Annotated in this window: 24 protein-coding genes; 13 read left to right on the forward strand and 11 right to left on the reverse strand. The window is 73.2% G+C overall.

From position 1 onward, the window contains the following. The first annotated feature begins 18 nt into the window (after positions 1-18). The 3 genes from OC439_RS16155 (at position 19) to OC439_RS16165 (ending at position 3,341) form a co-directional block, all read left to right on the forward strand. Positions 19-1,383 carry a dipeptidase gene (locus tag OC439_RS16155; protein WP_262014120.1) on the forward strand — a complete coding sequence of 455 codons (1,365 nt, stop codon included), beginning with the start codon at positions 19-21 and terminating at the stop codon, positions 1,381-1,383. A gap of 78 nt (positions 1,384-1,461) precedes the next feature. After that, positions 1,462-1,668 carry a hypothetical protein gene (locus tag OC439_RS16160; RefSeq protein ID WP_030273275.1) on the forward strand — a complete coding sequence of 69 codons (207 nt, stop codon included), beginning with the start codon at positions 1,462-1,464 and terminating at the stop codon, positions 1,666-1,668. 89 nt (positions 1,669-1,757) lie between these two features. Further along, complete coding sequence (locus OC439_RS16165; protein ID WP_262014121.1) at positions 1,758-3,341, forward strand: ATP-dependent DNA ligase; 1,584 nt, start codon at positions 1,758-1,760, stop codon at positions 3,339-3,341. A gap of 4 nt (positions 3,342-3,345) precedes the next feature. Here the strand turns inward: OC439_RS16165 and OC439_RS16170 are convergent, their stop codons facing one another. Continuing rightward, positions 3,346-4,080: a hypothetical protein gene (locus OC439_RS16170; protein ID WP_262014122.1), complete on the reverse strand. Its 735-nt coding sequence runs from the start codon at positions 4,078-4,080 to the stop codon at positions 3,346-3,348. Positions 4,081-4,324: 244 nt separating this feature from the next. Then, a complete protein-coding gene (locus OC439_RS16175) occupies positions 4,325-5,143 on the reverse strand; it encodes an SURF1 family protein (protein WP_262014123.1) in 819 nt (272 codons plus the stop codon). A 134-nt stretch (positions 5,144-5,277) separates the two neighbouring features. Here OC439_RS16175 and OC439_RS16180 point away from each other — a divergent pair, with 134 nt between their 5' ends. Continuing rightward, positions 5,278-6,648, forward strand: coding sequence for a cobyrinate a,c-diamide synthase (locus tag OC439_RS16180; RefSeq protein ID WP_262014124.1), 1,371 nt, complete (start codon positions 5,278-5,280; stop codon positions 6,646-6,648). Then, complete coding sequence (locus OC439_RS16185; protein WP_135241673.1) at positions 6,645-7,214, forward strand: GNAT family N-acetyltransferase; 570 nt, start codon at positions 6,645-6,647, stop codon at positions 7,212-7,214. Before OC439_RS16180 ends, OC439_RS16185 begins: the two co-directional genes overlap by 4 nt. Before the next feature lie 125 nt (positions 7,215-7,339). Here the strand turns inward: OC439_RS16185 and OC439_RS16190 are convergent, their stop codons facing one another. After that, on the reverse strand, positions 7,340-9,472 hold the full coding sequence (locus OC439_RS16190; RefSeq protein ID WP_262014125.1) for a transglycosylase domain-containing protein: 2,133 nt from the start codon (positions 9,470-9,472) through the stop codon (positions 7,340-7,342). Positions 9,473-9,593: 121 nt separating this feature from the next. Between OC439_RS16190 and cobC the strand changes: the two genes are divergently transcribed. The 3 genes from cobC to cobA are packed head-to-tail and all read left to right on the forward strand — an operon-like array spanning position 9,594 to position 13,017. Beyond that, positions 9,594-10,676 (forward strand): Rv2231c family pyridoxal phosphate-dependent protein CobC, encoded by a 1,083-nt coding sequence (gene cobC / locus OC439_RS16195; RefSeq protein WP_135241671.1) that lies wholly within the window; start codon positions 9,594-9,596, stop codon positions 10,674-10,676. Beyond that, positions 10,676-11,746, forward strand: coding sequence for a nicotinate-nucleotide--dimethylbenzimidazole phosphoribosyltransferase (gene cobT, locus OC439_RS16200; RefSeq protein WP_262014155.1), 1,071 nt, complete (start codon positions 10,676-10,678; stop codon positions 11,744-11,746). The genes cobC and cobT overlap by 1 nt, the downstream gene beginning before the upstream one ends. Continuing rightward, a complete protein-coding gene (cobA, locus tag OC439_RS16205) occupies positions 11,743-13,017 on the forward strand; it encodes a uroporphyrinogen-III C-methyltransferase (protein ID WP_262014126.1) in 1,275 nt (424 codons plus the stop codon). Before cobT ends, cobA begins: the two co-directional genes overlap by 4 nt. 154 nt (positions 13,018-13,171) lie before the next feature. Here cobA and otsB read toward each other — a convergent pair whose 3' ends face one another. The 4 genes from otsB to OC439_RS16225 form a co-directional block, all read right to left on the reverse strand. Further along, complete coding sequence (gene otsB / locus OC439_RS16210) at positions 13,172-15,772, reverse strand: trehalose-phosphatase (protein WP_262014127.1); 2,601 nt, start codon at positions 15,770-15,772, stop codon at positions 13,172-13,174. Further along, entirely contained in the window at positions 15,769-17,169 is a 1,401-nt protein-coding gene (locus OC439_RS16215) for a trehalose-6-phosphate synthase (protein ID WP_013288079.1), read from the reverse strand. The genes otsB and OC439_RS16215 overlap by 4 nt, the downstream gene beginning before the upstream one ends. A 141-nt stretch (positions 17,170-17,310) precedes the next feature. Then, a complete protein-coding gene (locus OC439_RS16220; RefSeq protein WP_262014128.1) occupies positions 17,311-17,703 on the reverse strand; it encodes a hypothetical protein in 393 nt (130 codons plus the stop codon). Continuing rightward, positions 17,700-17,984 carry a hypothetical protein gene (locus tag OC439_RS16225; RefSeq protein ID WP_262014129.1) on the reverse strand — a complete coding sequence of 95 codons (285 nt, stop codon included), beginning with the start codon at positions 17,982-17,984 and terminating at the stop codon, positions 17,700-17,702. Before OC439_RS16225 ends, OC439_RS16220 begins: the two co-directional genes overlap by 4 nt. A gap of 214 nt (positions 17,985-18,198) precedes the next feature. Between OC439_RS16225 and ettA the strand changes: the two genes are divergently transcribed. The 4 genes from ettA (at position 18,199) to OC439_RS16245 (ending at position 21,686) form a co-directional block, all read left to right on the forward strand. After that, positions 18,199-19,875 carry an energy-dependent translational throttle protein EttA gene (gene ettA, locus OC439_RS16230; protein WP_262014130.1) on the forward strand — a complete coding sequence of 559 codons (1,677 nt, stop codon included), beginning with the start codon at positions 18,199-18,201 and terminating at the stop codon, positions 19,873-19,875. After that, the gene (locus tag OC439_RS16235; protein ID WP_135241665.1) at positions 19,868-20,311 is read left to right on the forward strand and encodes an acyl-CoA thioesterase; all 444 of its coding nucleotides are present in this window, start codon (positions 19,868-19,870) and stop codon (positions 20,309-20,311) included. Before ettA ends, OC439_RS16235 begins: the two co-directional genes overlap by 8 nt. Next, positions 20,308-20,970 carry a hypothetical protein gene (locus tag OC439_RS16240; RefSeq protein WP_262014131.1) on the forward strand — a complete coding sequence of 221 codons (663 nt, stop codon included), beginning with the start codon at positions 20,308-20,310 and terminating at the stop codon, positions 20,968-20,970. Before OC439_RS16235 ends, OC439_RS16240 begins: the two co-directional genes overlap by 4 nt. A 131-nt stretch (positions 20,971-21,101) precedes the next feature. Next, the gene (locus OC439_RS16245; protein ID WP_120573571.1) at positions 21,102-21,686 is read left to right on the forward strand and encodes a YbjN domain-containing protein; all 585 of its coding nucleotides are present in this window, start codon (positions 21,102-21,104) and stop codon (positions 21,684-21,686) included. Between the two features lie 12 nt (positions 21,687-21,698). Here the strand turns inward: OC439_RS16245 and OC439_RS16250 are convergent, their stop codons facing one another. From OC439_RS16250 to OC439_RS16260, 3 genes are all read right to left on the reverse strand, one after another. Further along, a complete protein-coding gene (locus OC439_RS16250) occupies positions 21,699-22,085 on the reverse strand; it encodes a globin (protein WP_262014156.1) in 387 nt (128 codons plus the stop codon). 78 nt (positions 22,086-22,163) lie between these two features. Beyond that, positions 22,164-23,537, reverse strand: coding sequence for an MFS transporter (locus tag OC439_RS16255; protein ID WP_262014132.1), 1,374 nt, complete (start codon positions 23,535-23,537; stop codon positions 22,164-22,166). 233 nt (positions 23,538-23,770) lie between these two features. Further along, positions 23,771-24,799 (reverse strand): mechanosensitive ion channel family protein, encoded by a 1,029-nt coding sequence (locus OC439_RS16260; protein ID WP_402807933.1) that lies wholly within the window; start codon positions 24,797-24,799, stop codon positions 23,771-23,773. Between the two features lie 255 nt (positions 24,800-25,054). Here OC439_RS16260 and OC439_RS16265 point away from each other — a divergent pair, with 255 nt between their 5' ends. Further along, positions 25,055-25,594: an HNH endonuclease gene (locus OC439_RS16265; RefSeq protein WP_013288071.1), complete on the forward strand. Its 540-nt coding sequence runs from the start codon at positions 25,055-25,057 to the stop codon at positions 25,592-25,594. Between the two features lie 9 nt (positions 25,595-25,603). On the opposite strand, the gene OC439_RS16270 is transcribed toward OC439_RS16265, so the two are convergent. Further along, a complete protein-coding gene (locus tag OC439_RS16270; RefSeq protein WP_262014134.1) occupies positions 25,604-26,473 on the reverse strand; it encodes a class F sortase in 870 nt (289 codons plus the stop codon). Position 26,474 lies beyond the last annotated feature (1 nt).

The raw sequence follows: 26,474 nt of genomic DNA on the forward strand, positions 1-26,474 counted from the left end.
CAGCATACGATTCCGGTCATGACCACTCCGATCCTCTCCGAGTCCGAGGTGCGGGCCGCCGTCGAGCGGGAACTGCCCGGCGTCCGTGCCGACCTCGAGCGACTCGTCCGCATCCCGGGCATCGCCTTCGAGGGCTTCGACCACTCGCACGTGGAGCGTTCCGCCGAGGCGGTGGCGGAGCTGCTGCGCGGCTGCGGCCTCGACACGCGGATCGTCCGGTCCGGCGGCCAGCCCGCGGTGATCGGTACGAAGGCGGCCCCGCCCGGCGCCCCCACCGTGCTCATGTACGCGCACCACGACGTGCAGCCGGTCGGCGACCTGTCGCTGTGGGAGTCGGACCCGTTCGAGCCGGTGGAGCGCGACGGCCGCCTCTACGGCCGGGGTGCCGCCGACGACAAGGCCGGCATCATGGCGCACGTCGCCGCGCTGCGCGCGTTCGGCGACCGGCTCCCGGTCGGCGTGGTGCTGTTCATCGAGGGCGAGGAGGAGTACGGCTCGGACTCGCTGGAGCGGCTGCTCGCCGAGCACCGCGACGACCTGGCTTCGGACGTCATCGTGATCGCCGACTCCACCAACTGGGACGTCGGCGTGCCGGCGCTGACCACCTCGCTGCGCGGCATCGTCAACTGCTTCGTGGAGGTGCGCACGCTCGACCACGCCGTGCACAGCGGCATGTTCGGCGGCGCCGTGCCGGACGCGCTCACCGCCCTGGTGAAGCTGCTCGGCACGCTGCACGACGAGGCCGGCGACGTCGCGGTGGACGGGCTGGTCGGCCGCGAGGGCGCCAGCGTCGACTACCCGGAGGACCGGTTCCGGGCCGAGGCCGGCCTGGTCGACGGCGCGACGCTGTTCGGCACCGGCCGGATCACCGACCGGCTCTGGACCAAGCCGGCGCTGGCGATCCTGGGCGTGGACGCGCCGTCGACCGGCGAGGCCCCGAACGCGCTGGTGCCGTCCGCGAAGGCGAAGCTGAGCGTACGGCTGGCGCCGGGCGACGACCCGAAGAAGGCGTACGCGGCGCTGACCGCGCACCTGGAGCGGCACGCGCCGTGGGGCGCGCAGGTGTCGGTGACGTTCGAGCACGACGGCGCGCCCTGTGTCATCGACGCCTCCGGGCCGATGTTCGACGCGGCCCGGTCGGCGTTCCGGACGGCCTGGGACGGCACCGACCCGGTCGACATCGGGGTGGGCGGATCGATCCCGTTCATCGCCACGTTCCAGGAGATGTTCCCGCGGGCCGCGATCCTGGTGACCGGTGTGGAGGACCCGCACGCGCGGGCGCACGGCCCGAACGAGAGCCTGCACCTGGGCGAGTTCGCCCGGGTGTGCCTGGCCGAGGCGCTGCTGCTGGCCCGGGTGGCGGAGGCCGGAAACCGCTCCTGAGGTGTCGAAACCGTAACTTCGGGGCCGATGTCGGAGTTTGTGGTGTGTCGGCGGGCGGGGTGTTATAGCCTTTCGAACATGCGTACGAACGACGAGATGGAGCGGCTTCAGGCCGCCGTCCGTGCTCTGGGGGACGTCGACGTCTCCGCGTGGTCCGAGGACACGCTCAACGAACAGATCGGCGAGCTCTCCGCCGCCCTGGTCACGCTCGACGCGCTGCTCACCCGGGTCGCCGAGGGCGTGCGCGGGCGCGGCCTGCGCATCGAGGAACCGGTCTCGGCCTGACCGTCGGCCCGGCGGCCCCGGCGCACCCTTGCGGTGTGCCGGGTCGCCGGATCCGCCCCGATGTCACAGGCGGCTGGCAGGATGTGGACGTGCGTTTCGCGGAGCTGGCGGCCACCTCGGCCGCGGTCGGCGCCACCAGCGGCCGTCGGGCCAAGGTGGAGCTGCTGGCCGCCGCGCTGCGCGGGCTGGAGCCGGGCGAGATACCGGCCGGTGCCGGCTACCTCGCCGGTGAGCTGCGCCAGCGTCAGACCGGTGTCGGCTGGGCGGGCCTGCGTGACCTGCCCCCGCCGGCCGCCGAGCCGACGCTCACCGTCGCCGCCGTGGACGCGGCGATCGAGGAGATCTCCCGCGTCGCCGGGTCCGGTTCGCAAGCCCGCAGGCGGGACCTGGTCGGCCGTCTCTTCGCCGCCGCCACCGCCGACGAGCAGCGCCTGCTGACCGGCCTGTTCCGGGGCGAACTGCGTCAGGGCGCGCAGGCCGGGCTGCTGACCGACGCGATCGCGCGCGCCGCCGACGTGCCGGTGACCGCCGTGCGCCGGGCCCTGCTGCTCGCCGGTGACCTGCGGGCGGTGGCGGTCGCGGCGCTCACCGGCGGCGCCGCCGCGCTGGCCGGTTTCGGGCTCCAGGTGGGCCGGCCGCTCGCGCCGATGCTGGCGCAGAGCGCGCCCTCGGTCGACGAGGCGCTCACCGCCACCGGCGTGCCGGCCGTGGTCGACGTCAAGCTCGACGGCATCCGCATCCAGGTGCACCGCTCCGGGGCGGACATCGCGGTCTTCACCCGCAGCCTGGACGAGATCACCGGCCGGCTGCCCCAGGTGGTCGCAGCCGTCCGCGCGCTGCCCGCACGCGAGCTGGTGCTCGACGGCGAGGCGATCGGGCTGGACGCCGCCGGCCGGCCGCTGCCGTTCCAGGAGACGTCCAGCCGGGCGGCCCGTCGCACCACGCCCAGCACCACCGGGCCGACGCAGGTCGCGCCCGCCGTGCTGGCCGCCGCCGAGCGCACCGGCGAACCGGTGCTCACGCCGTACTTCTTCGACCTGCTGCACCTCGACGGCGCCGACCTGATCGACGCACCCGGCCGGGAGCGGTGGGCGGCCCTGGCCCGCGCTGTCGACGGTTCGCTGCTCGTCGACCGGGTCGAGGTGGACGACGCGGAGCAGGCGGCCACGGCGTTCGCCGCGGCTGTCGACGCCGGTCAGGAGGGCGTGGTCGTGAAGGACCCGGCCGCGCCCTACGACGCCGGTCGGCGCGGCTCGGCCTGGGTCAAGGTCAAGCCGCGGCACACGCTCGACCTGGTGGTCCTCGCGGTCGAGTGGGGCAGCGGCCGGCGGGAGGGCTGGCTGTCCAACCTGCACCTCGGCGCCCGCGATCCGCGCACCGGCGAGTTCGTCATGCTGGGCAAGACGTTCAAGGGGCTCACCGACGAGCTGCTGCGCTGGCAGACCGAACGGTTCCTGTCGCTCGCCGTGGAGAAGGGCGACTGGGTGGTGCGGGTCCGGCCGGAACAGGTGGTCGAGATCGCGTTCGACGGGGTGCAGACGAGCAGCCGGTACCCGGGCGGCATGGCGTTGCGCTTCGCCCGCGTGCTGCGCTACCGCGACGACAAGACCGCCGCCGAGGCGGACACCATCGACGCGGTCCGCGCCATCCACGCCGGCCGGGTCACCGGCTGACGGCTCAGCCCGCCGACAGCGACCGGGCGTAGTTGACCTGGTTGTTGAGCTGCTGCACCTGGAACTGGTCGGTGACCGGGATCCGCGCGACGTACTGGTGCCCGCCGCTGCTCACCGTCACCTGCACGGTGCCGTAGTGCCGCGTCTCCTTGATCAGCAGGAACAGGAGGCTGAACACGGTCAGGCAGAAGAAGCCGAGGATCGCGGCGACGACGGCCCAGGGCGCGATCTTCTCCTCCTTCTGCCAGTAGTCGGTCACGTACCAGGAGGCGCCGGCGAGTGGCAGGACACCGGCCGGGGTACGGATCACCGGCGGCGTCACCACGATCTCGGCGATCTGCACGGCCACCGCCGACTGCGTGGGCGGCACCGGCCCGGGCGGCACCGGCCCGGGCGGCGGGTACGCCCCGGGTGCGGGCCCGTAGTACGGCGCGACCACCCCGGCCGCCGGCACCGGCGGCGCGGAGAACTGGGCAGGCGGCGCCGAGTATGGGGCGGGCGGTGCGGAGTATTGCGCGGGCGGTGCGGAGTATTGCGCGGGCGGTGCGGAGAACTGCGGCGCGGCCGGGAACTGCGCGGTGGGCGGCGGCGCGGAGAACGGTGCGGGGGTGACCGGTGCGTCCGGCGCGGCGATCACCGGGAACTGCTCGGTGGGGGGCGCGACGGCCGGCGGCATGGCCGACCACGGGTCGTACGCGGGTGGCTCGGCGGCCGGGGGCGTCGTGGCGTCAGAGGTCACCGCGACCCCCACGATTGACGATCATCCGCGGACCCTACCAACGTCCCCGCCGCCCGGTGTGCCGCCGGATCCACGGCCCGCCCTGCGCGGAAGCCTCATCGCTCGGAACGGATATGCCTGAGAGGCATAAACATGCCTCTCAGGCATATCCGTCGTGAGGAGTCCTTCGTCGATGGCGGCTACGGCGAGTAACGGGCGCCTGTGCAGAGGATCGACGAGGCGGGCCGTGCCCGGTGAGGCCTGTTCAGGCGGAGGTGGGAGTGGCCGGCTCGGCGGCGCGGTCCACCGGCTCACCCGGGGTGTCCAGCCCGGCCCGGCGGCGGGCCTCCCGGCGCGCCACCCAGCCGTAGCCGAACAGGCTCATCACCGCGAAGATCCACCACTGCCACACGTAGCCGAAGTTCTGCCAGTTGTTCGTGTGCCCGATCTGGACCGCCTGGAAGGCCGGGTCGGCCGCCGGCGTCTGCCCGTCGAGCAGCACGTAGCCGCCGGTCACCGGGTAGGGGAGCTGATCGGCCAGGCGGGGGATGTCGATGCGCCGGGCCTCCAGCTTGCCGTCGCGCCGGCTGACCGCGCCGCCGCCGCTCTCGCTGCCGACGACCCGGCCGGTCACTGTCACCTCGCCGGTCGGCGCCGCCGGCACCTCCGGCTGGACTGTCGCGCCGGCGCCCGGCACGGGCGGGATCCAGCCCCGGTCGACGAGCACCGCGGTGCCGTCGGCCAGCACCAGCGGGGTGAGCACCTCGAAGCCGACCGTCCGGTCGAGGGTCCGGCCCCGGATCAGGACGGTGTTCGCGCTGTCGTACCGGCCGGTGGCGGTGACCCGGCTCCAGGTGAGCTCCTCGGACGGTGCGGGACCGACGTCGCCGCCGCTGGGCGCGGGGAGCGCGTCGCGCAACGGCGCGGGTGTCATGGTGGCCCCGGCGTCGATGCGCTCGTTGACGGCCGTGCGCCCCCGGTAGCGGTCCAGCTGCCAGTTGCCCAGGAACACCATCACCGTGGCGGCGACGAGCGTGAGCGCGAGGTAGCCGAGCCAGCGCGGGGTCAGCAGGAACCGGTACACGTTGGCCAAGGCTACCCGTATGAGCGATGCCACTCGCCGCTGCCAGGCAGAAACGGCGGTGTGCGCGGCTCTCGCGCGCCGGGCCGGACGGGTATGGTCACGCGGGCGGAAACCACCCACATCAGGAGTCGATGATGACCGACGTGCCGCGCGTCGTGCTGAGTGCGCCCTCCTCGGGGCACGGCACCGGCGCCGTCTCCCTCGGCCTGCTCGCGGCGCTCACCGACCGGGGGATCCCGGTGGCCGGGTTCAAGGTCGGGCCGGACCAGGTGGACGCGGCGTATCTGGGGCTCGCCGCCGGGCGCGCCGGGCGCACGCTTGATCCGAGACTGGTCGGCCCGGAGCGGATCGCCCCCCTCTTCGCGTACGGCGCTGATGGCGCCGGGTTCGCGCTGGTGCAGGGCACGATGGGCCTCTACGACTCGGTCGCCGGACGACCCGAGAGCGAGTCCACGGCGGCAGTCGCCACCGCGCTGCGCAGCCCGGTGGTGCTCGTGGTGGACGTGGCAGCGATGGGCCAGTCGGTGGCCGCGCTGGTGCACGGTTTCCGGGCGTACGACGACGAGCTGTGGCTGGGCGGCGTGATCCTCAACCGGGTGGCCTCGCCCCGGCACGAGGCGCTGCTGCGTGAGGCGCTCGACGACGTGGGCGTGCCGGTCTACGGGGCGCTGCGCCGGCACGAGCTGCCTCCGGTGCTGCCCGCCCGCCGGTACGGCACCGGGCCCGTGGTGCGCGCCGACGCGGACGCCGAACGGGGCGTACGCCGGCTCGGTGAGGCGGTGGCCGCCACCGTCGACCTCGACCGGCTGCTGGCGCTGGCCCGCTCCGCCCCCGCGCTCACCGTCGAGCCGTGGTCGCCGGAGCCGGCCGACGCCCCGCAGCCGTCGGGGGAGCGCCCGGTGGTCGCGCTGGCCGGCGGTCCGGCCGGCGCCTACAGCCACCCGGAGACCGCCGAGCTGCTGCGCGCCGCCGGGGCCGACGTGGTCACGCTCGACCCGCTGCGCGACGAGGCGCTGCCCGCCGGGGCCCGCGCGCTCGTCGTCGGCGGCGGGCTGCCCGAGACGTACGCGGAGCAGCTCTCCGCCAACCGCCGCCTCTGCATCGCGGTGGCCGAGCTGGCCCGTTCGGGCCGCCCGGTGATCGCCGAGGGCGCGGGCCTGCTGTGGCTGGCCCGCGAGCTGGACGGCCTGCCCATGTGCGGGGTGCTCGACGCGGTCGGCACGGTCCGGGACGGCCTGGTGGTCGGCTACCGCACGGCCACCGCCGTCACCGACAGCGTGGTGGCGGCGGCCGGTGCCACGGTGACCGGGCACAAGCAGCACGCCGCAGTGCTCACGCCGCGCGCCGGTGACCGGCCGGCCTGGCGCTGGGAGGGTGGCAATCCGGAGGGCTTCGTCCGGCAGGCGGTGCACGCCTCGCAGCTCGTGCCGCACTGGGCCGCGCATCCGGACATCGCGGCCCGGCTGGTGGCCGCCGCGCTGGCACCGGTGGGGGCGTCGGCGTGATCGGGCAGGTGGCGGTACGCCGCTTCCCGGCACTGACCGTCTCCACCCCGCGCATCGAGGTGCGGCACCTCGTCGCCGCCGACGCGGAGGCGATGGACGAGGTGTTCGCCGACCGGCAGACGCAGCGCTGGCTGCCGCTGGCCGATGCGTCCGGGCAGATCGACGGGCGGGCGTGGTGCACCGAGCTGGCCCGGCAGCGGCGGGACAGCGGCGACGGCGACCACTGGGCGGTGGTCCGCCGGGAGGACCAGCGGGTGGTCGGCTCGCTCTGGGCCCGCCGTACCGACTGGGGCGCCCGGCTCACCGAGTTGTCGTACGCGATCGCGCCGCACGCCCGGGGCTACGGCCTGGCGGTCGAGGCGGTGGACGCGGTGGCCATCGCACTGATCCTCGAGCACGGGTTCCAGCGGGTGGAGCTGCGGGTGGCGGCCGGCAACGTGGCGTCCCGGCGGGTCGCCGAGAAGGCCGGCTTCAGTTACGAGGGCCTGCTGCGCAACGCCGGTTTCGTCAGGGGCGCCCGGGTCGACCTGGAGCTGTGGTCCTTCGTAGCCGCCGACCTCCGCTGACCGCCCCCTGCGCCCCACCCGCCCTTCGACGTCGATCAAGGAGTTCGCGTCTGCGGATCGGGCGATCCGTGACGCAAACTCCTTGATCAACTACCCGGGCGCACCCCCGGGCGGATCAGGGCGGGTCAGCCGACTATCCGGTCCGAGGGTGGGGTGAACTGGCGGGTGGGCTGGCCCTTCAGGGAGTCCCGCAGGGTCTGCGCCACCGCGTTCACCGGGATCTGCGACTGCCCGTCGCCCACCGCGTTGAACGGATTGTCCGGGTCGGCGATGAAGCTCGCCGCCGCCAGCTCCGGCGTGTAGCCGACGAACCACGCCGACCGCGTGCTGTCCGTCGTACCCGTCTTGCCGGCGACCGGGCGGCCGACCGTACCCCGGACGCTGTCGGCTGTCGACCAGCCGCCGCAGCTTCCCTTGGCCGGGGTGTCGCCGGTGGGGCAGCGCGCCGCGTCGGTGGCGGCGCGGGCCGCGTCGGCGTTCACCACCTGCCGGCACCGCGGCTTGGCCACCTCCCGCTGCACCCCGCCCGGCGTGGTGTACGTGGCCGGCGTGCCGTCCCGGTTCATGATCGCGTTGACCGGGATGGCCTCGCAGTAGCGCCCGTCGGCGGCGATGGCGGCGTACGCGTTCGCCATCTCCAGCGGGGTGGCGTCGGAGACGCCGAGCGTGAACGCGCCCCACTTCTTCGCCTTGCCCGGCGACGCCTGTTCCTTGTCCACGTCGGTGCGCCAGCGCAGCCCCAGTTGCTCGGCCAGGCGCACCCCGGCGTCCGCGCCGATCTTCTCCTCCAGTTGGACGAAGTAGGTGTTCACCGACTTGCCGAACCCGGACCACATGGTCTGCCGGCCGGTCATCGCGCCGCTGGCGTTCGACGGCGCCCACCCGTCGTAGACGGCCGACTTGTACGTGTACGGCGAGTCGTACGCGGTGGACAACGGCATCCCGGCGTTGAGCGCGGCGAGCATCGGGAACATCTTGAACGTCGAACCGGCCTGGTAGCCCGGTAGCGTCCCGCCGCCGAGCAGCGGCGCCACCGTGTTCGGGTAGTTCGCCTTGACCTTCGGCCCGGCCTCCGGGTTCGAGCTGTTCGGGTTCTCGGCCAGGTCGAGCGAGTAGTTCCGGTTCACCGCCATCGCCTTGATCCGCCCGGTGCCGGGCTCGGCGACCACGATGCCGTTGGCGAACGGGCTGCCGGTGTTGTCCTTGGCACCCACGTTCTTCTCCGCCGCCGCCTGGGTCTTCGGGTCGAGCGCGAGCACGATCCGGTAGCCGCCACGGCGCAGCTTGTCCATCCGTTCCAGCCGGTTCTCGCCGAACGCGGGCTGGGAACTCCACCAGTTCTTCAGGTAGTCGCAGTAGAAGCCCCAGGCGCGGTGCCCGCCGTCGATCGCGGCGCAGTCGTTGGGCGGGTCGGTCAGCTTCAGCTTGATCGGCTGGCCCTTCGCCGCGGCGGCGGCGTCGGGCGACAGGTAGCCGAGGCGGGACATGTTGTCCAGCACGTAGTTGCGCCGGCCGGTGGCCTCCTTCTGGTCGGAGGTGATCGGGTCGTACTCCGACGGCGACTTCACCAGCCCGGCCAGCGTGGCCGCCTCGACCGGGGTGAGCGTGGCCGGCGTCTTGGAGAAGAAGATCTGCGAGGCGGCGTAGATCCCGTACGCCCGGTGACCGAAGTAGGCCGAGTTGAGGTAGCGCTCCAGGATCTGCTCTTTGCTCAGGTGCTTCTCGATGTCCAGCGCCATGCGCATCTCCTTGACCTTGCGCAGGCTGGTCTGCTGGGTCGCCTCCTGGACCTCCTTGGGCGTGGTCGCGCTGTCCCGCAGCGCCATCCGCACGTACTGCATGGTGATCGTCGAGGCGCCCTGGGATACGCCGCCGGATCGGGCGTTGGAGACGAAAGCGCGCGCCACGCCCTTCGGGTCGACGCCGTGGTGCTGGTAGAAGCGGTTGTCCTCGGCGGCGACGATCGCCTGCTGGATGTTCGGCGACATGTTCTCGATCTTGGTGTACTGCCGGTACTCCTCGTAGAACATCGTCAGCACCGTCTTGCCGTCGGGCGCGTAGACGTACGAGGTCTCGGCCGGCAACGCGGTCTTGAGGATGTTCGTCTTCTGTTCGATCGCGTGCGCGGTGGCCTTGGCCCCGATGCCGGTGACGGCGACCAGCGGGTACAGGGCGGCGGCGACCACGATGCCGGCGATCAGCCCGGCGCGGAGAAGGGGAACGAGACGGCCAGCGGAAGCAAGGGGACGACTGCTCACGGGGTCAAGCTATGACATTTCCGATTCGGAAATGAGAAGAACTCATAAACCGGCGGACCGTGACGCGACCCACGCCGGGATGCGCTGTCCCGGGCGGCGGCTACCCGGCAGGATCGCGGACATGCCCGCAGCACCGACCGGGAGCGCCGCCGCGCTCGACGAGCCCGACCTGGGCCACCACGGGGACGCCGAGGCCACGCCCGGCCTGGTGGACCTGGCCGTGAACGTGCGCCGCGCCCCGATGCCGGACTGGCTGGCCGACCCGATCACCGCCGCGCTGGGCGACCTGGCCGCGTACCCGGACCCGGCGCCGGCCCGCGCCGCCGTCGCTCACCGGCACGGGCGACCCCCGGAAGAGGTACTCCTCACCGCCGGCGCCGCCGAGGGATTCGTCCTGATCGCCCGCGCGCTGTCCGGCGTCCGCCACCCCGTGGTGGTGCACCCGCAGTTCACCGAGCCGGAGGCCGCGCTGCGGGCCGCCGGGCACCGGGTGGACCGGGTGCTGCTCGACCCGGCCGACGGCTTCCGCCTGGACCCGGCCCGCGTCCCCGGCGACGCCGACCTCGTCATGATCGGCAACCCCACGAACCCGACCTCGGTGCTGCACCCGGCCGACACCATCGCCGCGCTGGCCCGCCCCGGCCGGGTACTCGTGGTCGACGAGGCGTTCGCCGACACCACCGCCGCACCCGGCGTCGACGGCGAGCCCGAGTCGCTCGCCGCTCGCCGCGACCTCCCCGGCCTCGTGGTGGTGCGCAGCCTCACCAAGACCTGGGGCCTGGCCGGGCTGCGGATCGGCTACCTGCTCGGCGACGCCGCGCTGCTGGCCCGGTTCGCCGCCGCGCAGCCGCTCTGGGCGGTCTCCACCCCGGCGCTCGCCGCCGCCACCGCCTGCGCCGCGCCGGCCGCCGTCGCCGCCGAACGCGCCATCGCCGCCGAACTCGCCGCCGACCGCGACCACCTGGTGGCCCGCCTGTCCGGCCTGCCGGGGGTACGCGTGGCGGGCCGCCCCGCCGCCGCCTTCGTCCTGATCCACGTGGCCGGCGCCGCCGACGTACGCGAGCGGCTGCGCGCGCACGGCTGGGCGGTACGCCGGGGCGACACGTTCCCCGGGCTCGGCCCGGACTGGCTCCGGATCGCCGTACGCGACCGGGGCACCACCGACGCGTTCATCGAGACGCTGGCACGGATCCTGGAGGCATGATGCTGGAGTCCACAGTCGCGGCGATCCGGCCGCTGGACGAGGACGCCATGGCGGCGGCCCGCGAGTTGCAGGGGCGGCTGACCAAGCCCGCCGGCTCGCTCGGCGCCCTGGAGCCGCTCTCGGTACGCCTCGCCGGGCTGGCCGGCGCCTGCCCGCCGCCGCTGCCCGAGCCGGCCGCGGTGGCGATCTTCGCCGGTGACCACGGCGTGCACGCCCAGGGCGTGACCCCGTGGCCGCAGGAGGTCACCGCCCAGATGATCGCCAACTTCCTGGCCGGCGGCGCGGTCGTGAACGCGTTCGCCCGCCAGGCCGGCGCCTCGGTCACGGTGGTGGACGTCGGCGTGGCCACCCCGATCCCCGGCGCCGAATCCGCCGATCCGGCCGGCCCGCGCCTGGTGTCCGCGAACGTCCGCCCCGGCACCCGCGACATGACTGTCACCGCGGCGCTCACCCGGGACGAGGCCCGTACCGCCGTCGAGACCGGCATCCGGGTCGCCGGCGAGCTGATCGACGCCGGGGCGGGCATCCTGCTCACCGGCGACATGGGCATCGGCAACACCACCCCGTCCGCCACGCTCATCGCCGCGTTCTCCGGCGTGGACGCCGAGGCGGCCACCGGGCGGGGCACCGGGGTCGACGACGAGACGTACGCCCGCAAGGTGGCTGTGGTGCGGGCCGCGCTGGCCCGGCACGAGCCCGACCCGGCCGACCCGCTGGGCGTGCTGGCGACCGTCGGCGGGCTGGAGCACGCCGCGCTGACCGGCCTGATCCTCGGCGCCGCCGCGCGCCGCGTGCCGGTGCTGCTCGACGGCGTGATCGCCGTCAGCGCCGCGGTCGCCGCCGCCGCGTTCGCGCCGGACGCGGTGGGCGCCATGGTCGCCGGGCACCGCAGCGCCGAGCCGGGCGCCACGGCGGCACTGCGGCACCTCGGCCTGGAACCGCTGATCGACCTGGGACTGCGGCTCGGCGAGGGCACCGGGGCGCTGCTCGCCCTGCCGGTGGTCACCGGCGCGGTCCGGGTACTGCACGAGGTCGCCACGTTCGACTCCGCCGGGGTGGCGGAGAAGTGACCGAGCCGGCCGGGCCGACGCCGCCCAGCCCGTACCCGCTGGGGTTGCGGCTGGGCGGGCGGCGCGTGGTGGTCGTGGGCGGGGGAGCGGTCGCCACCCGGCGGGTCCCCGCGCTGCTCGACGCCGGCGCGGACGTGCTGCTGGTGTCGCCCGAGCTGACCCCGGCGCTGCGCGCGCACGTCGACGCCGGGCGGCTGCACTGGGAGCCGCGCCGGTTCGCCCCCGACGACCTGGACGGCGCGTGGCTGGTCCAGGTGGCTGTCGACGACCGGGCCGCCGCCGCCGCGGTCAGCGCGGCAGCGGCCGAGCGGCGGATCTTCTGCGTACGCGCCGACGACCGGACGGCGGCGAGCGCGTGGACCCCGGCGGTGACCCGGCACGGCCCGGTCACCGTGGCGGTACTCGGCGGTGGCGACCCCCGCCGAGCGATGGGCGTCCGCGACGCCATCCGCGCCCTGCTCGGAAGGAGGGGCCCCCTTTTAACCCCTGCGGTAGAGGAGGGGCCCCCTGTTAACACCGGCGGGCGCGTCGCACTCGTCGGATCCGGGCCGGGCGACCCGGAGCTGATCACCGTGAAGGGGTGGCGGCTGCTCACCGAGGCCGAGGTGGTCGTCGCCGACCGGCTCGTGCCCGGCCTGCTCCTGGACGAACTGCGGCCGGACGTCGAGCTGGTCGACGCCTCCAAGATCCCGTACGGGCCGTCGCGTGCCCAGGAGGAGATCAACCGGATCCTGGTGGACCGGGCGCGGGCCGGCAAGGTGGTGGTACGGCTCAAGGGCGGCGACCCGTACGTCTTCGGCCGTGGCGGCGAGGAACTGCTGGCCTGCGCCGAGGCGGGCGTGCCGGTGACTGTGGTGCCCGGCGTGACGAGCGCGATCGCGGTGCCCGAGGTGGCCGGCGTGCCGGTGACGCACCGGGGCGTGGCGCACGAGTTCACTGTGGTGTCCGGGCACCTCGCGCCCGACGCGCCCGCGTCGCTGGTGCGCTGGGACGCCCTCGCCGGGCTGCGCGGCACGCTCGTTGTCCTGATGGGCCTGAAGAACCTCGCCGCGATCAGCGCCACGCTGATCGCGCACGGCAAGCCGGCGGAGACTCCCGCCGCGGTGATCCAGGAGGGCACCACAGCGGCTCAGCGGATGCTGCGCTCCACACTGGGCGCGGTCGCGCAGGACGTCGAGACCGCCGCCCTGCGCCCACCCGCGATCGTGGTGCTCGGCGACGTGGTCCACGCCCTGACCCCCGACGCCCCGACGCGCCTGACCTCGGCCTGACCTCGGCCTGACCTCGTCGATCTTGCACTTGGTGCCCACCAGGTGCCCGTTATGGCCCTTATGTCGGGGCGGTAAGTGCAAGATCGCCGGGCCGGGCCGGGCCGGGCCGGGGCGGGGACGGGGCGGGGGACGTCAGTCCCCCGCCCCGGTCGGGTCACTGCTTGAGCATGTTGTCGAGCAGCAGGGCGCAGCGGATCAGGCCGAGGTGGCTGTACGCCTGCGGGTGGTTGCCCAGCCCGCGCTCGGCCAGCGGGTCGTACTGCTCCGGCAGCAGCCCGGTCGGACCGGCCGTGTCGACCATCTGGGTGAACAGCTCCTCGGCGTCGCTGCGGCGACCGGTGCGCAGGTACGCCTCGATCAGCCACGACGTGCAGATGTGGAAGCCGCCCTCCCGGCCGGGCAGGCCGTCGTCCCAGTGGTACCGGTAGACGACCGGACCGCTGCGCAGCTCCGCCTCGATCTTGAGCACGGTGGAGAGGAAGCGCGGGTCGTCGCCGGCGAGCAGCCCGGAGATGCCGATCCACAGCGACGAGGCGTCCATCTCCTCGTACCCGTAGGCGACGCTGTAGGCCTCGGCCTCCGGGTGCCAGCCGTGCTCCAGCACGTTCGAGGCGATCCGGTCGCGCAGCTCGACCCACTCGGGCCGGTCCTCGCCGCCGTGGCGGCGGACGACGTGCAGCGCGCGGTCCACCGTCATCCAGAGCATGACCTTGGAGAAGACGTGGTGCCGCGGGGGGAGGCGGGCCTCCCAGATGCCGTGGTCGGGCTCGTGCCAGCGTCGGCGTACCGCCTCGACCATGTTCTCCAGCCCCCGCCACTCGTCGTCGCGGATCGAGCCCCGGGCGTCGGCCACGGCCGCGATCAGGTCCGCGACCGGGCCGAAGACGTCGAGCTGAAGCTGGTGGTTGGCGAGGTTGCCGACGCGTACCGGCCGGGAGCCGGCGTAGCCGGGCAGCGTGTCGATGACCGCCTCGGCGCCCAGCTCGAAGCCGTCCACCGTGTAGAGCGGATGCAGCCGCTCCGGGTGCCCGCCGGTGCGCTCGACCACGCCGTCGATCCAGCGCAGCAGCCCTTCGGCCTCCTCGGTCGAGCCGAGGTCGACAAGCGCGCGGGCGGTCATCGCCGCGTCCCGCAGCCAGCAGTAGCGGTAGTCCCAGTTGCGGACACCGCCCAGCTCCTCGGGCAGCGACGTGGTGGCCGCGGCGAGGATCGAGCCGGTCGGTTCGTGGCAGAGGCCGCGCAGGGTCAGCGCGCTGCGGGCGACCAGGTCCCGGGCGGTGGCGGGCAGCCGCAGTGAGGCCACCCAGTCCTTCCAGGGCTGCTCGGCGGCGGTCTGCCGCTCGTGCAGCGGCAGCCGGTGCGGCTCCAGGCTCTGCGTGCCGAAGCGCAGCTCCAGCACCACCTGGCCGCCGGCCGCCGACAGGTCGACCACCGCCTTCGCGGTCTCGTACCCGGCGTCGTTCGTGACCTCCCACTCGACGCCGGGGGAGTGCAGCGCGACCGGCTCGTTGGAGCCGAGTACCAGCAGCCCGTCGTCGAGCGGCTGGAGCTGCACCGCCACCTGGCCGAACTCGGGGCGCGGCGCGAACTCGACGCGGGCCCGCCCGGTGCCGCTGAGCACCCGGACCAGTGTCGAGTCGCCGCTGACCACTGCCGGGTCGTCCGGCGTGGTCTCGCGTACCGGCAGGTCGAGCCAGTCGGTCACGGTCAGGCCGGACCAGCGGGTCTCGACGGTCATCGTGTTGCTGCGGTAGCGCTGGCCCAGCGGGATGCCGCCCCGCTCCGGGCCGACCGTGAAGTGCCCGGCCGGGCTGCCGCCGACCAGGTCGGCGAAGATCGCCGCCGAGTCCGGCTTCGGGTGACACAGCCAGGTGATCTTGGCTTCCGGCGTGACGAGCGCGACGGTACGGCCGTTCGCGAGCATCGAGTGCCGCTCGATCGGCACCGCCCGCTCGCCGAACAGCCAGTGCCGCCGCGTCTCCAGCAGCAGACCCAGCGCGCGGGCCGCCTCGATCGGCTCGGCCACCCGGTAGTCGGCCCGCGTCTCCCCGGGACCGATCTTGATGCCGACGTCCGGCCCGGTCAGGTTGCCGAAGGCGTTCTCGTCGGTGACGTCGTCGCCGATGAACAGCACCGCGCTCGCGGCGAGCTGGGTACGGAGCTGGTCGACGGCGGTGCCCTTGTTGGTCACGACCACCGACAGCTCGATGACCTCCTTGCCCTGGGTGACTGTCACGCCCTCCCAGGTCGCGGGGCCGTTGCGGACCGCCTCGACGGCCCGGGCGGCGACGTGCGGGTCGACGCCGCGGGTGTGCACGGCCACGCTGGCCGGCTTGCGTTCCAGGCGGATGCCGGGGTGCTCGGCGGCGATCTCGCGCAGCGCCTCGCGGAGCCGGTGCCGGACCGCGATCAGCTCGGGGGTGAGCCGCTCGACGAAGCCGATGTCGAACTCCGAGCCGTGGCTGCCGACCAGGTGCACCTCGCTCGGCAGCCGGGAGAGTGTGGCCAGGTCGCGCAGCGCCCGGCCGGAGACGACGGCGACGCTCGTCTGCGGCAGAGCGGCGAGCGCGCGTACGGCCGCCACCGACTCGGGCAGCGGCACCGCCTTGCTGGGGTCCTCGACGATCGGCGCCAGTGTGCCGTCGTAGTCGCAGGCGACCAGGAGTTGCGGAACCCGGGCGATACGGCCGATGGCGGCACGCAGTTCGGGATCCAGCACGCCGCCGTGGGCGGCGGCGGGGGCGGGCGAGGTCACGCAGCCTCCGTATCGGGGACGCCGAGCTCGCTGAGGAACGACTTGGCCCAGTGGCCCACGTCGTGGCTGCGCAGATGGCGCTGCATGACGCGCATCCGGCGGCGGGCTTCGGGCTTTTCGACATGCACGGCCCGCAGCAACGCGTCCTTCACCGCGTCCGGGTCGTGCGGATTACACAGGAACGCCTGGCGCAGCTCTGTCGCGGCGCCGGCGAACTCACTGAGCACGAGCGCGCCGCCCTGGTCGGCGCGCGATGCGACGTACTCCTTGGCCACCAGATTCATTCCGTCTCGCAGCGGGGTCACCATCATCACGTCGGCCGCGACGTACATCGCGGCCAGTTCGGAGCGACTGTACGACTGATGCAGATAATGCACTGCAGGCACGCCGACCCGGCCGAATTCACCATTGATCCGGCCAACCTCGCGTTCCACCTTCACCCGAAGTGCCTGGTAGTGCTCCACACGCTCACGGCTGGGCGTGGCGACCTGCACCATAACCGCGTCCGGAACTGTCAACTTTCCGTCAGCGAGGAGTTCGCGGAAGGCCTTCAGCCGGAGTTCGATGCCCTTGGTGTAGTCGAGCCGGTCGACGCCCAGGATGATCGTCTTCGGGTTGCCCAGCTCCTCGCGGATCTGCTTGGCCCGGGCCTGGATCGCCGGGTCCTCGGCCAGCCGCTCCATCTCCTTGGTGTCGATCGAGATGGGGAACGCGCCCGCCTTCACCTGCCGGCCGTCGACCTGGATCATCTGGCCCTCGTAGCGCAGGCCGAGCAGGTGCCGGGCCAGGCGGACGAAGTTCTGCGCCGCCAGCCGCTGCTGGAAGCCGACCAGGTCCGCGCCGAGCAGTCCACGCAGGATCTCGGTGCGGAACGGCATCTGCATGAACAGCTCGATCGGCGGGAACGGGATGTGCAGGAAGAAGCCGATCCGCAGGTCCGGCCGCAACTCGCGGAGCATCGCCGGCACGAGCTGGAGCTGGTAGTCCTGGACCCAGACCGTCGCGCCCTCGGCCGCCACGTCCGCCGCGGCCTCCGCGAACCGGGCGTTCACCAATCGGTACGCCTCGCGCCAGCGCCGCTTGTAGGCGGGCGTCTCCACCGCGTCGTGGTAGAGCGGCCAGATCGTCGCGTTCGACTGGCCCTCGTAGTAGCGCTCCAGTTCCTCGGCGCTCAGCGGCACCGGGTGCAGCCGGATGCCCTCCAGGTCGAACGGCTCGGGCGCGGCGCCGGTGCCGCCGGCCCACCCCACCCAGGTGCCCTGGTGCTCGGCGAGCACCGGGTGCAGCGCGGTCACCAGCCCGCCGGGGCTGCGCCGCCACTGCCGTCCCTCGGGTGTGCTCACCTCGTCGACCGGCAGACGATTGGCCACTACGACAAAGGAGCTACGGACGGTCACGATCGGCCACCTCCGGGTACTGACGGGTCCACCGCGATGAGCGTACTGAGCGTAGCTGCGGCGTCTGATCCCCCGTGCCGGAGTTACCTACCCGTCCCAGAACCGCCGAACCCACCGCGTGATCTTGTCGACACCGGCGGCTCAGAGGTCGATGATCGGCCACTCCTTGGGGAGCACCTCACCGAGCAGTTCCCGCCGGTCCGTCACGATCGGCACGAGCGGGTTGGCGGCTGCCTCCATGGCCAGCTGCGCGAGGTCCATCCGGCCGGTCATCCGGCGCGACCAGCCGCCGAGATACGCACACATGTCCGGTTCCACCGGGGTGATCTGTACTTGCGGCAGCGCGGCCAGCAATTCGAGAAGCTCCCACTGCGCGGCCGTGGCCTGCTGATGCGCGTGCGCCAGGCAGAGGGCGGGCACCAGCACGTCACGCGCGTAGTCGGCAGCCTCGGCGATCCTCGCGCCGACGTCCTTGGCGCCCGAGGCGTAGGCCAGCAGTGCGGCCGTGTCGAGCGCCAGGCCGAACTGCGTCACCGGCGTGCCTTCGCCCTGGCCGCAAGGACCTCCGACTGGAGCTTGGTGGCCTGCTCGCGCAGCTCGGGCGTGATGCTCGCGGCGAGTTGCTGCATCTCCGCGTGGGCCCGGTCCACGTCCTCCTCGGCGATCGTGACACCGGCGCGAGCGAGCACCACCCGCGTCTGTTCGCCGGCCATCTGACGGCGCACGGCACGTGCCACGAAGGCGGACACATTCGGCTCCTTGGCCAGCCGCTCCGCGACATCGTCCGGAAGGCTCACGGCGATCTTCTTGGTCATACGTCAAGGCTATTCAGTCATACCTGCGCTGGCAACGCGGCACCCCGCCGTACCCCTGGGGTGGGGTGATGTGGGCGTGGCGGTCCGTACCTGTCAGGATTGACGGCGGCGTGCGTGCGGCCGGCTCCCGGCCGGCGGCGGCAGGCGGAGATCGACGCCCGCGCCCCGCACCCGACAAGCCCGCGATCGCAACCCGACGGAGGTAGCCCGCACCGTGGCCCAGTTCATCTACGTCCTGGACAAGGCGCGCAAGGCGCACGGCGACAAGGTCGTGCTCGACAACGTGACGCTGAACTTCCTGCCGGGTGTCAAGATCGGGGTGGTCGGTCCGAACGGCGCCGGTAAGTCCAGCCTCCTCAAGATCATGGCAGGGCTGGACCGGCCGAGCAACGGCGAGGCCCGGCTCATGCCCGGCTACTCCGTCGGCATGCTCGCGCAGGAGCCGCCGCTCAACGACGCCAAGACGGTCCTCGGCAACGTCGAGGAGGCGGTCGCCGAGACCAAGGCCAAGCTGGAGCGGTTCAACAAGATCGCCGAGCAGATGGCCACGGACTACTCCGACGAGCTGATGGAGGAGATGGGCAAGCTCCAGGAGGAGCTGGACGCCTCCGACGCGTGGGACATCGACTCCAAGCTCGAACTCGCGATGGACGCGCTGCGCTGCCCGCCGCCGGACGCCGACGTCACCAAGCTCTCCGGTGGTGAGCGCCGCCGGGTGGCGCTGTGCAAGCTGCTGCTGGAGGCGCCGGACCTGCTGCTGCTCGACGAGCCCACCAACCACCTGGACGCGGAGAGCGTGCAGTGGCTGGAGCAGCACCTGGCCAAGTACGCCGGCACCGTCCTGGCGATCACCCACGACCGGTACTTCCTGGACAACGTGGCCAACTGGATCCTGGAGCTGGACCGCGGCCGGGCCTACCCGTACGAGGGCAACTACTCCACCTACCTGGAGAAGAAGGCCGCCCGGCTGTCCGTCGAGGGACGCCGCGACGCCAAGATGAAGAAGCGCCTCTCCGAGGAGCTGGAGTGGGTCCGCTCGAACGCCAAGGCGCGGCAGACCAAGTCCAAGGCCCGCCTGGACCGCTACGACGAGATGGCCGCCGAGGCGGAGAAGACCCGGAAGCTGGACTTCGAGGAGATCCAGATCCCGCCGGGCCCGCGCCTGGGCAACACGGTCATCGAGGCGCAGAACCTGACCAAGGCGTTCGGTGACCGGGTGCTGATCGACGACCTGTCGTTCTCGCTGCCCCGCAACGGCATCGTCGGCATCATCGGCCCGAACGGCGTCGGCAAGACCACGCTGTTCAAGACCATCGTCGGTCTGGAGCAGCCGACCAGCGGCTCGGTCCGGGTCGGCGAGACCGTCTCGCTGTCGTACGTCGACCAGAACAGGCAGGGCCTGGACGGTGACAAGACCGTCTGGGAGGTCGTCTCCGACGGGCTGGACCACCTCATGGTCGGCAAGGTCGAGATGCCGTCCCGGGCGTACATCGCCGCGTTCGGCTTCAAGGGGCCGGACCAGCAGAAGCCGACGAAGGTGCTCTCCGGCGGCGAGCGCAACCGGCTCAACCTGGCGCTGACGCTGAAGATCGGCGGCAACGTGATCCTGCTCGACGAGCCGACGAACGACCTGGACGTGGAGACGCTGTCCAGCCTGGAGAACGCGCTGCTGGAGTTCCCCGGCTGCGCCGTGGTCATCTCCCACGACCGGATGTTCCTGGACCGGGTCGCCACGCACATCCTGGCCTGGGAGGGCGACGACCAGAACCCGGCCAAGTGGTTCTGGTTCGAGGGCAACTTCGAGGCGTACGAGAAGAACAAGGTCGACCGGCTCGGCGCCGAGGCGGCCCGTCCGCACCGGGTGACCTACCGCAAGCTCACCCGTGACTGACCGCTTCGTCTACCACTGCGCGCTGCGCTGGTCCGACCTGGACGCGTACGGCCACGTCAACAACGCCCGCTTCCTCACGCTCTACGAGGAGGCCCGGGTGGCGATGATGTTCGCCGGCGGCCGGGCGTGGGGAGTGGGCTCGTTCGCCGACGGGGTGGTCATCCGCCGGCACGAGGTCGACTACCTGCGCCCGGTCGACTACGCGCTCGGCCGGGCCAGCGCGGAGGCCGCCCCGACGGTACGGATCGAGCTGTGGGTGGACCAGATCAGGGCCGCCTCCTTCTCGGTCGCGTACGAGCTGTACGACGGCGACACGCTGGCCGGCACCGCCCGGTCGCTGCTGGTGCCGTTCGACCTGACGGCGCAGCGCCCGCGCCGGATCTCGCCGGAGGAGCGGGCGTTTCTGCTCCGCTACGCGCCGGGGCTGAGCGGATGACCGGGCACGGGTTGACCGGGACGGCCGACGCCGGGGCCTTCCTGGCCCGGCTGGTCCGGTTCGACCCGGCCACTGTGGTCCGGCTGCGGCCGGTACCGGGCGCGGGCCGTACCGCCCTCTGGGCGCGGCTGCCGTGGGGCGTGCTCGTGGTCCGTACCGTGCCCGGCACCGCCCCCGGTGACGTCACGGTCGCCGCGGGGGAGCTGCTGGCCGAACTCTCCGCCGGGGGCGAGGCGCTTCCGGTACGCCGGGACGACGGCTGGCGGTGGCAGCTCCCGCCGGCGGCGAGCCGGGCGGTGGAGGCGCTGCCCGGCGCCGAGCTGCGCCGGATCGCGGAGGCGGCGGCCGGGACGCTGCGCGAGGCGGCCACGCACGGCGTGGCGGGCCGCGCGGTCGGGCAGCGGGTGCTGCGGGACGCGCTGCTGGACCACGTCGCCGTGGTGGTGACCCCGGACGAGGCGCCGCGGACGCCGGTGGAGGTGTCGCAGCGACTGGTGCAGGCGCTGGTCCGGATGGGTTTCCTCGGCACCGGCGCGGACGACGTTCAGGTGCGGACGGCTGGTCGATGGGTCGGACTCGTCGGACCGTTCGGGGCAGCCTGGTCGCGGACCGTCGCCGATCTTGCACTCAGGCCGACGCCAGGTCATCCGAACGGATGACCCCGTGTCGTCCTTCCGGTTTGGGGCGGTCGTTGGGGGGATGCCTCAGGCCGCCTGTCCGGGTACCGTCCATCCTCGGATCCAACGCACCGTAGGCGTCCGGATCCGCTGGGGAGTGAGGTGCGCGAGCGATGCCGTGGTGGTCATGGCGCCCTGGTCCCGCCGCTGGCGGGGAGCCGGAGACTCGAAGCGGGACCACAGTGGATGACACCATCCGGGTCGGCCCACCGACCCCTCGCCAGCCGGGGGACGACGTGGCGCCACCCGAGCGGCCGGTCCTCGCGGACATGCCGGCCACCGTCGCGCCGGTCACGCTGAGCCGGGTCTGCGACGCGCTCGACCTGCTCGACGTCCGCTATCTGGCCGACGGCGACGGCAACCTGCTGGCCATGTGGGAGCGGCACGCCGTGCTGGTCGCGCTGGAGGGTCCGGAGGACGAGATCCTGGTGATGCGGGCCCGCCCGCACGCGACGGTCCCGCCGGACTGGGCCGACCGGGCCTACCGCGTGGTGAACGAGTGGAACCACACCCGGCGCTTCTGCAAGGCGTACATCGGTGACCCGACCGAGCGCGGTCAGCTCCCGATCTACGCCGAGTTGCAGGTCCCGCTCGGCGCCGGCGCCCACGACGCGCTGCTCGTCGAGATGCTCGACTGCGGCGCCGCGGTCGCCGTCACGTTCGTCGACTGGCTGCACGACGAGGGCGCCCTGCTCTGAGCCGGGCCGGGCTCAGCCGGCGGCCGGATCCTCCATCACGTTCACCATGAAGTAGGCGGCCCGCTCCAGGTAGTCCCAGAGGGCGGCGGCGAGCTGCGGCGGCAGGTCGAGCGTGTCCACCGCCCGGCGCATGTGCAACAGCCAGGCGTCCCGCTCGGCCGCGCCGATCCGGTACGGGGCGTGCCGCATCCGCAGCCGCGGGTGGCCCCGCTGCTCCGAGTAGGTGTGCGGGCCACCCCAGTACTGGACGAGGAACAGGGTCAGCCGGTCCGCCGCCGGGCCCAGGTCCTTCTCCGGGTACATCGGCCGCAGCAGCGGGTCGTCGGCGACACCGGCGTAGAACTCGTCCACCAGCTTGCGGAAGGCCGGTTCACCGCCGATCGCCTCGAAGAGGGTCATCGACTCGCCTGGGGAAGTCACGCTTCCATCCTGCCAGGTGCGGCCCGGCGCCTGCGCCCGCCCGTGGGGCGGCGCGGATCACGTCACCGCGTGCCGGCGTCGGCCGTGCTCCCGGTTCCGGTCACCGGACGCGGGGCCGGGCGCGTGGGAGTGCGCCGGTCCGCCACCGGCCGCCGACTCCGCGCGGGCCGCCGCGACGGCCTCGTGGATCACCTGCGGCCGGGGCCAGGCGAGCGCCGCCACCGACATGATCAGCACCCCCGCGGCGCTCCACACGCCGACCACCGACGGGACCGAGAAGCGCTCGGCGAGCGCGCCCGTGGCCAGCACCGCGGCGCCCTGGATGATCTGTGTGCCGCTGGCCATGACGCCGAACGCCCGGGCCCGGAAGCCCTCCGGGAGCGCTTGCACGAACAGGCCGTTGGCGACCGGGACGAGCCCGGCGACGGCGAAGCCGCAGCCGGCGGCCAGCAGCGCCACCACCGCCGGCGGCGGGTTGAACAGCGCGGGTACGAGCGTCGCCGGCGCGATGATCATCAACGGTCGCATCAGCGTCAGCCGCCGGTCCGGGCCGACGAGCCGGCTGATGGTCAGCCCGCCGAGGATGTATCCGACCGGGACGGCGGCCATGATCAGACCTTGGGCGGTGCCGGCGTCCATCCGGCCGTCGGTCCGGTCGGCGGCCCAGCCCGCGGCCAGCCCTTCGGGGACGATCGAGAAGAGCATCGCGCTGAACACCAGCACCGCGATGGCGCGCAGCACCGGCCGCTCGAAGACGATCCGGAAGCCCTGGACGGTCTCCCGCAGCAGGTGGCTGCGGTGCACCTCGGTCATCGCCGGTGGCCGCTCGCGTACGCCGAAGCGGACGATCGCGGCCGACACGGCGAAGGTCACGGCGTTGACGAGCAGCGCGGTGTTCGGGTTGAGCGCCGCCACCGTGGCGCCGATCAGGTAGCCGACGACCTGGGCGGCCTGGCCGGCGCTGGTGAACGCGGCCAGGCCCACGACCAGCCGGTCCCCGGTCAGGATGTGCGGCATCAACGCGGACCGCGCCGCCTGGCTCGGCGGGTTCGCGAGCGTGGCCAGGAAGATCAGCGCGAAGATCGACCAGGTCGGCATCCAGGGCATCGCGACCAGCGCCATCAGCGCCATCCGCAGCAGGTCGCAGACGACCATGACCCGGCGGTAGTGGTGCCGCTCGGCGAGCGCGGAGAGCAGCGGGCCGCCGACCAGCCAGGGAAGATAGCTGGCGGCGAACGCGGCGGCGGAGAGCGCGACCGAATCGGTCTCGCGCAGCACGAGCACGGTGACCGCGGCGCGGGCCAGATAGTCACCCACCCAGGAGAGGGTGTTGGCGGCGAAGATGGCGCGGAACTCCGACTGACCGAAGACGTCCCGGAATGTGGCCGGGGCCTCCCGGGCGGGTCGCGCGTCGGACACCGTCGCCTCCATCGTTCCTGGTCGACCACTTGTGATGGCCCGACCGGGAACCGTCGTCAGATCGATCGATCAGCGAGGACACGAGCACGCCCCCCGGTGGAGCGTGTGCACCGGATTCTGCCCGATCGTCTGACAACTGGCTAGGGCGAACGGATTGATCGTCGCATCTCCGACTGAACGAACGGACGATACCCGAGGGGCCGCGCGGTGCGGAACCCCGGAAATCGTCCGGCTCGTCCGGCGGCTCAGGTGGGTCCGCCGGTACCAGTACCCTCGGCGGCGGGCGGCGCCGGCGGCTGGACCGGGAGGCCGGGGAACAGCCGGGCAGCCGCGATCTGCGCGACGATCCCCGAGTTCTCCAACGCCTCCGCGAGGCGGCGGCGCAGCTCACGCCCGACCGCGAACTGCCCGTCAGCGGTGGTCTTGACGACGGTACGGATCACCGCGCCGTCGACAGTCATCTGCTCGACGCCCAGGACCTCCGGCTGCTCCACGATGCTCGGCGCCAGCTCCGGGTCCAGCGCCACCGAGGCCGCCGCGGTACGCAGCACGGCGGTGGCCTCCTCGGTGCCGGCGAACCCGATCGGCAGGTCGACCACGACGAGCGCCCAGCCCTGGCTCTTGTTCCCGACGCGGACGATCTCGCCGTTGCGGATGTACCAGAGCACGCCCCGGCCGTCCCGGACCGTGGTGACCCGCAGCCCGACCGCCTCGACCACGCCTGTGGCCTCGCCCAGGTCGACCGTGTCGCCGACGCCGTACTGGTCCTCGATCAGCATGAACAGGCCGGCGATCAGGTCCTTGACCAGGCTCTGCGCGCCGAAGCCGAGCGCCACGCCGGCGATGCCCGCGCTGGCCAGCAGCGGGGCCAGGTCGAAGCTGAACTCCTTGAGCACCATCAGCAGCGCGATGCCGAAGACGAACGCGGTGACCATGCTGCGCAGCACCGACCCGATCGCCTCGGCCCGCTGCCGCCGCCGCTCCGGCACGAACTGGTCCGGGTCGAGCGTGGCGCTGGGGATGCGTTCCCGCAGCGGGCGGAGCATGGTCGGCACCGCGCCCTGGGTGGTGGTCCGCACCAGCCGGTTGATGGTCCGGTGCAGCGCCCACCGGGCGGCCACCGCGATCAACAGGATCAACGCGACCCGTAGCGGCTTCAGCAGGACCCAGTAGCTGCTCTCGGCGAACCAGGCGGAGCCGGTGAGCCGGTACAGGAACTCGCAGGAACTGCTGCCCTGGCAGTCCGGCTTCCGGTCGGAGAAGGCCGACAGCAGGGCGGAGATCAGGTCGGAGACGTTCACCCTGCTTTCGTACCGCACCGGTGACGGGCGGCGGACACCGCCACCTCGGCGAAGTGTCGCTACCGGAGGGGGTAGCCCGGATTAGTACGTGCAATCCGGGGCGCGATCAGGGACTATTGGCGCAACGGACGTCGGTGATCCGGCCGGCGTCGGAGCCGTTCCGCGCTGTCCGCGGGGCGGTTCCGGCGCAGACGAGGCGGGAACGACTGGACCGGGAGGGTGAGCGCGATGCCTGACATACGACCCACGGCGGGCTCCGGTGCACTCGTTCTCAACGCCACCTACGAGCCCCTGTGCGTCGTGTCGGTGCGTCGTGCCGCGATCCTCGTCCTCAGCGCCAAGGCGGTTTGCGTCGCCGACGGCGAGGGCATCCTGCACAGCGCGCGCAACGCGTTACCGGTGCCCTCTGTGGTGCGCCTGACCCGCTACGTCCGGGTGCCGTACCGCACCCACGTCGGGTTGTCCCGGCGGGCGGTGTTCGCCCGCGACGGGTGGCGGTGCGCGTACTGCCGAGGGCCGGCCGAGACCATCGACCACGTCTTCCCGCGCAGCCGGGGCGGCCGGCACGCCTGGGAGAACGTGGTCGCCGCGTGCGCGCGGTGCAACCACACCAAAGGCGACAAGACGCCCGCCGAGCTGGGCTGGCGGCTGCACCACCTGCCGGCCGCGCCCAAAGGAGCCGCCTGGCGGGTGCTCGGGCACCGCGCCCCCGACCCGCGCTGGGCGGACTGGCTCGACCTGCGCGAGCCCGAGCCCGAGGCGGCCTGACCCGCCCGCTCAACGCGCCTTGACCAGCGCGGCGTAGACGACCAGGTTGTCCGCGTACCCGGTCTCGCCGCCCACCCAGCGCCCGCCGCAGGTGATCAGCCGCAGGTTGGGCCGGCTGAAGTCGCCGTAGACGTCCTCCACCGGCAGCTTCTCCTTGCCGTACCGCTCGATCGACGTCACCTCGAACACCGCCACCGAGCGGTCCTCGCGGGTCACCTCGATCCGGTCGCCGTCGTCGAGGTCCTTCAGCCCGTGGAAGACGGCCGGACCGGTGGTGGTGTCGACGTGCCCGACGAGCACCGCCGGGCCGTACTGGCCGGGCGTGGGGCCCTTGTCGTACCAGCCGACCTCGCCTGCGCGCTCCACGTCCGGCACCGCGATGCTGCCGTCGGGCGCGATGCCGACCCGGTGCACCGGCGCGCGCAGGTTCAGCTTGCCGATGCTCAGGTCCGTCGGCGGGCTGGCCGGCAGGACCGGGAACTTCTTCGGTGGCGGGCGCAGGCCGGCCACGATCCGGTCCGGCAGCACGCTGACGCCGGTCACCCGTTCCACGCCGAGCATGGCGACGATCAGGGCCATCACGCTCGCCACCACGAGCACCGGGATCCCGGGGCTGCGGCTCGGGGCGTACCGGCGGGTGGTGGTCCCGGCGGCGCGGGCCGGGACCGGCCGGGACTGCGGGTCGGCGGTGGCGACGCTGGCCGAGAACGCGTGCCCGGCGACGTGGGCGAACCGGCGCGCGGCGCGGGACGTCAGCCGCAGCGCGGCCCGGAGCCGGCCGGCGCGCTGTCGCGACCGGCGGCCGGGACGGGCGGCGTCGCGGCGTCTGCGGTCCGCCGCCGGGCCGGTACGGTCCCGGCGGCGCGATGAGCGGGCCATT

This window comes from Micromonospora sp. Mcm103 (assembly GCF_024519755.1).
Lineage (GTDB): Bacteria > Actinomycetota > Actinomycetes > Mycobacteriales > Micromonosporaceae > Micromonospora > Micromonospora aurantiaca.

Coding starts and splice junctions, on each gene's coding strand:
- OC439_RS16155 (WP_262014120.1), top strand. CDS start 19: ATGACCACTCCGATCCTCTCCGAGTCCGAGGTGCGGGCCGCCGTCGAG.
- OC439_RS16160 (WP_030273275.1), top strand. CDS start 1,462: ATGCGTACGAACGACGAGATGGAGCGGCTTCAGGCCGCCGTCCGTGCT.
- OC439_RS16180 (WP_262014124.1), top strand. CDS start 5,278: ATGACCGACGTGCCGCGCGTCGTGCTGAGTGCGCCCTCCTCGGGGCAC.
- cobC (WP_135241671.1), top strand. CDS start 9,594: ATGCCCGCAGCACCGACCGGGAGCGCCGCCGCGCTCGACGAGCCCGAC.
- cobT (WP_262014155.1), top strand. CDS start 10,676: ATGCTGGAGTCCACAGTCGCGGCGATCCGGCCGCTGGACGAGGACGCC.
- OC439_RS16225 (WP_262014129.1), bottom strand. CDS start 17,984: ATGACCAAGAAGATCGCCGTGAGCCTTCCGGACGATGTCGCGGAGCGG.
- OC439_RS16240 (WP_262014131.1), top strand. CDS start 20,308: ATGACCGGGCACGGGTTGACCGGGACGGCCGACGCCGGGGCCTTCCTG.
- OC439_RS16245 (WP_120573571.1), top strand. CDS start 21,102: ATGCCGTGGTGGTCATGGCGCCCTGGTCCCGCCGCTGGCGGGGAGCCG.
- OC439_RS16250 (WP_262014156.1), bottom strand. CDS start 22,085: ATGACCCTCTTCGAGGCGATCGGCGGTGAACCGGCCTTCCGCAAGCTG.
- OC439_RS16255 (WP_262014132.1), bottom strand. CDS start 23,537: ATGGAGGCGACGGTGTCCGACGCGCGACCCGCCCGGGAGGCCCCGGCC.
- OC439_RS16265 (WP_013288071.1), top strand. CDS start 25,055: ATGCCTGACATACGACCCACGGCGGGCTCCGGTGCACTCGTTCTCAAC.
- OC439_RS16270 (WP_262014134.1), bottom strand. CDS start 26,473: ATGGCCCGCTCATCGCGCCGCCGGGACCGTACCGGCCCGGCGGCGGAC.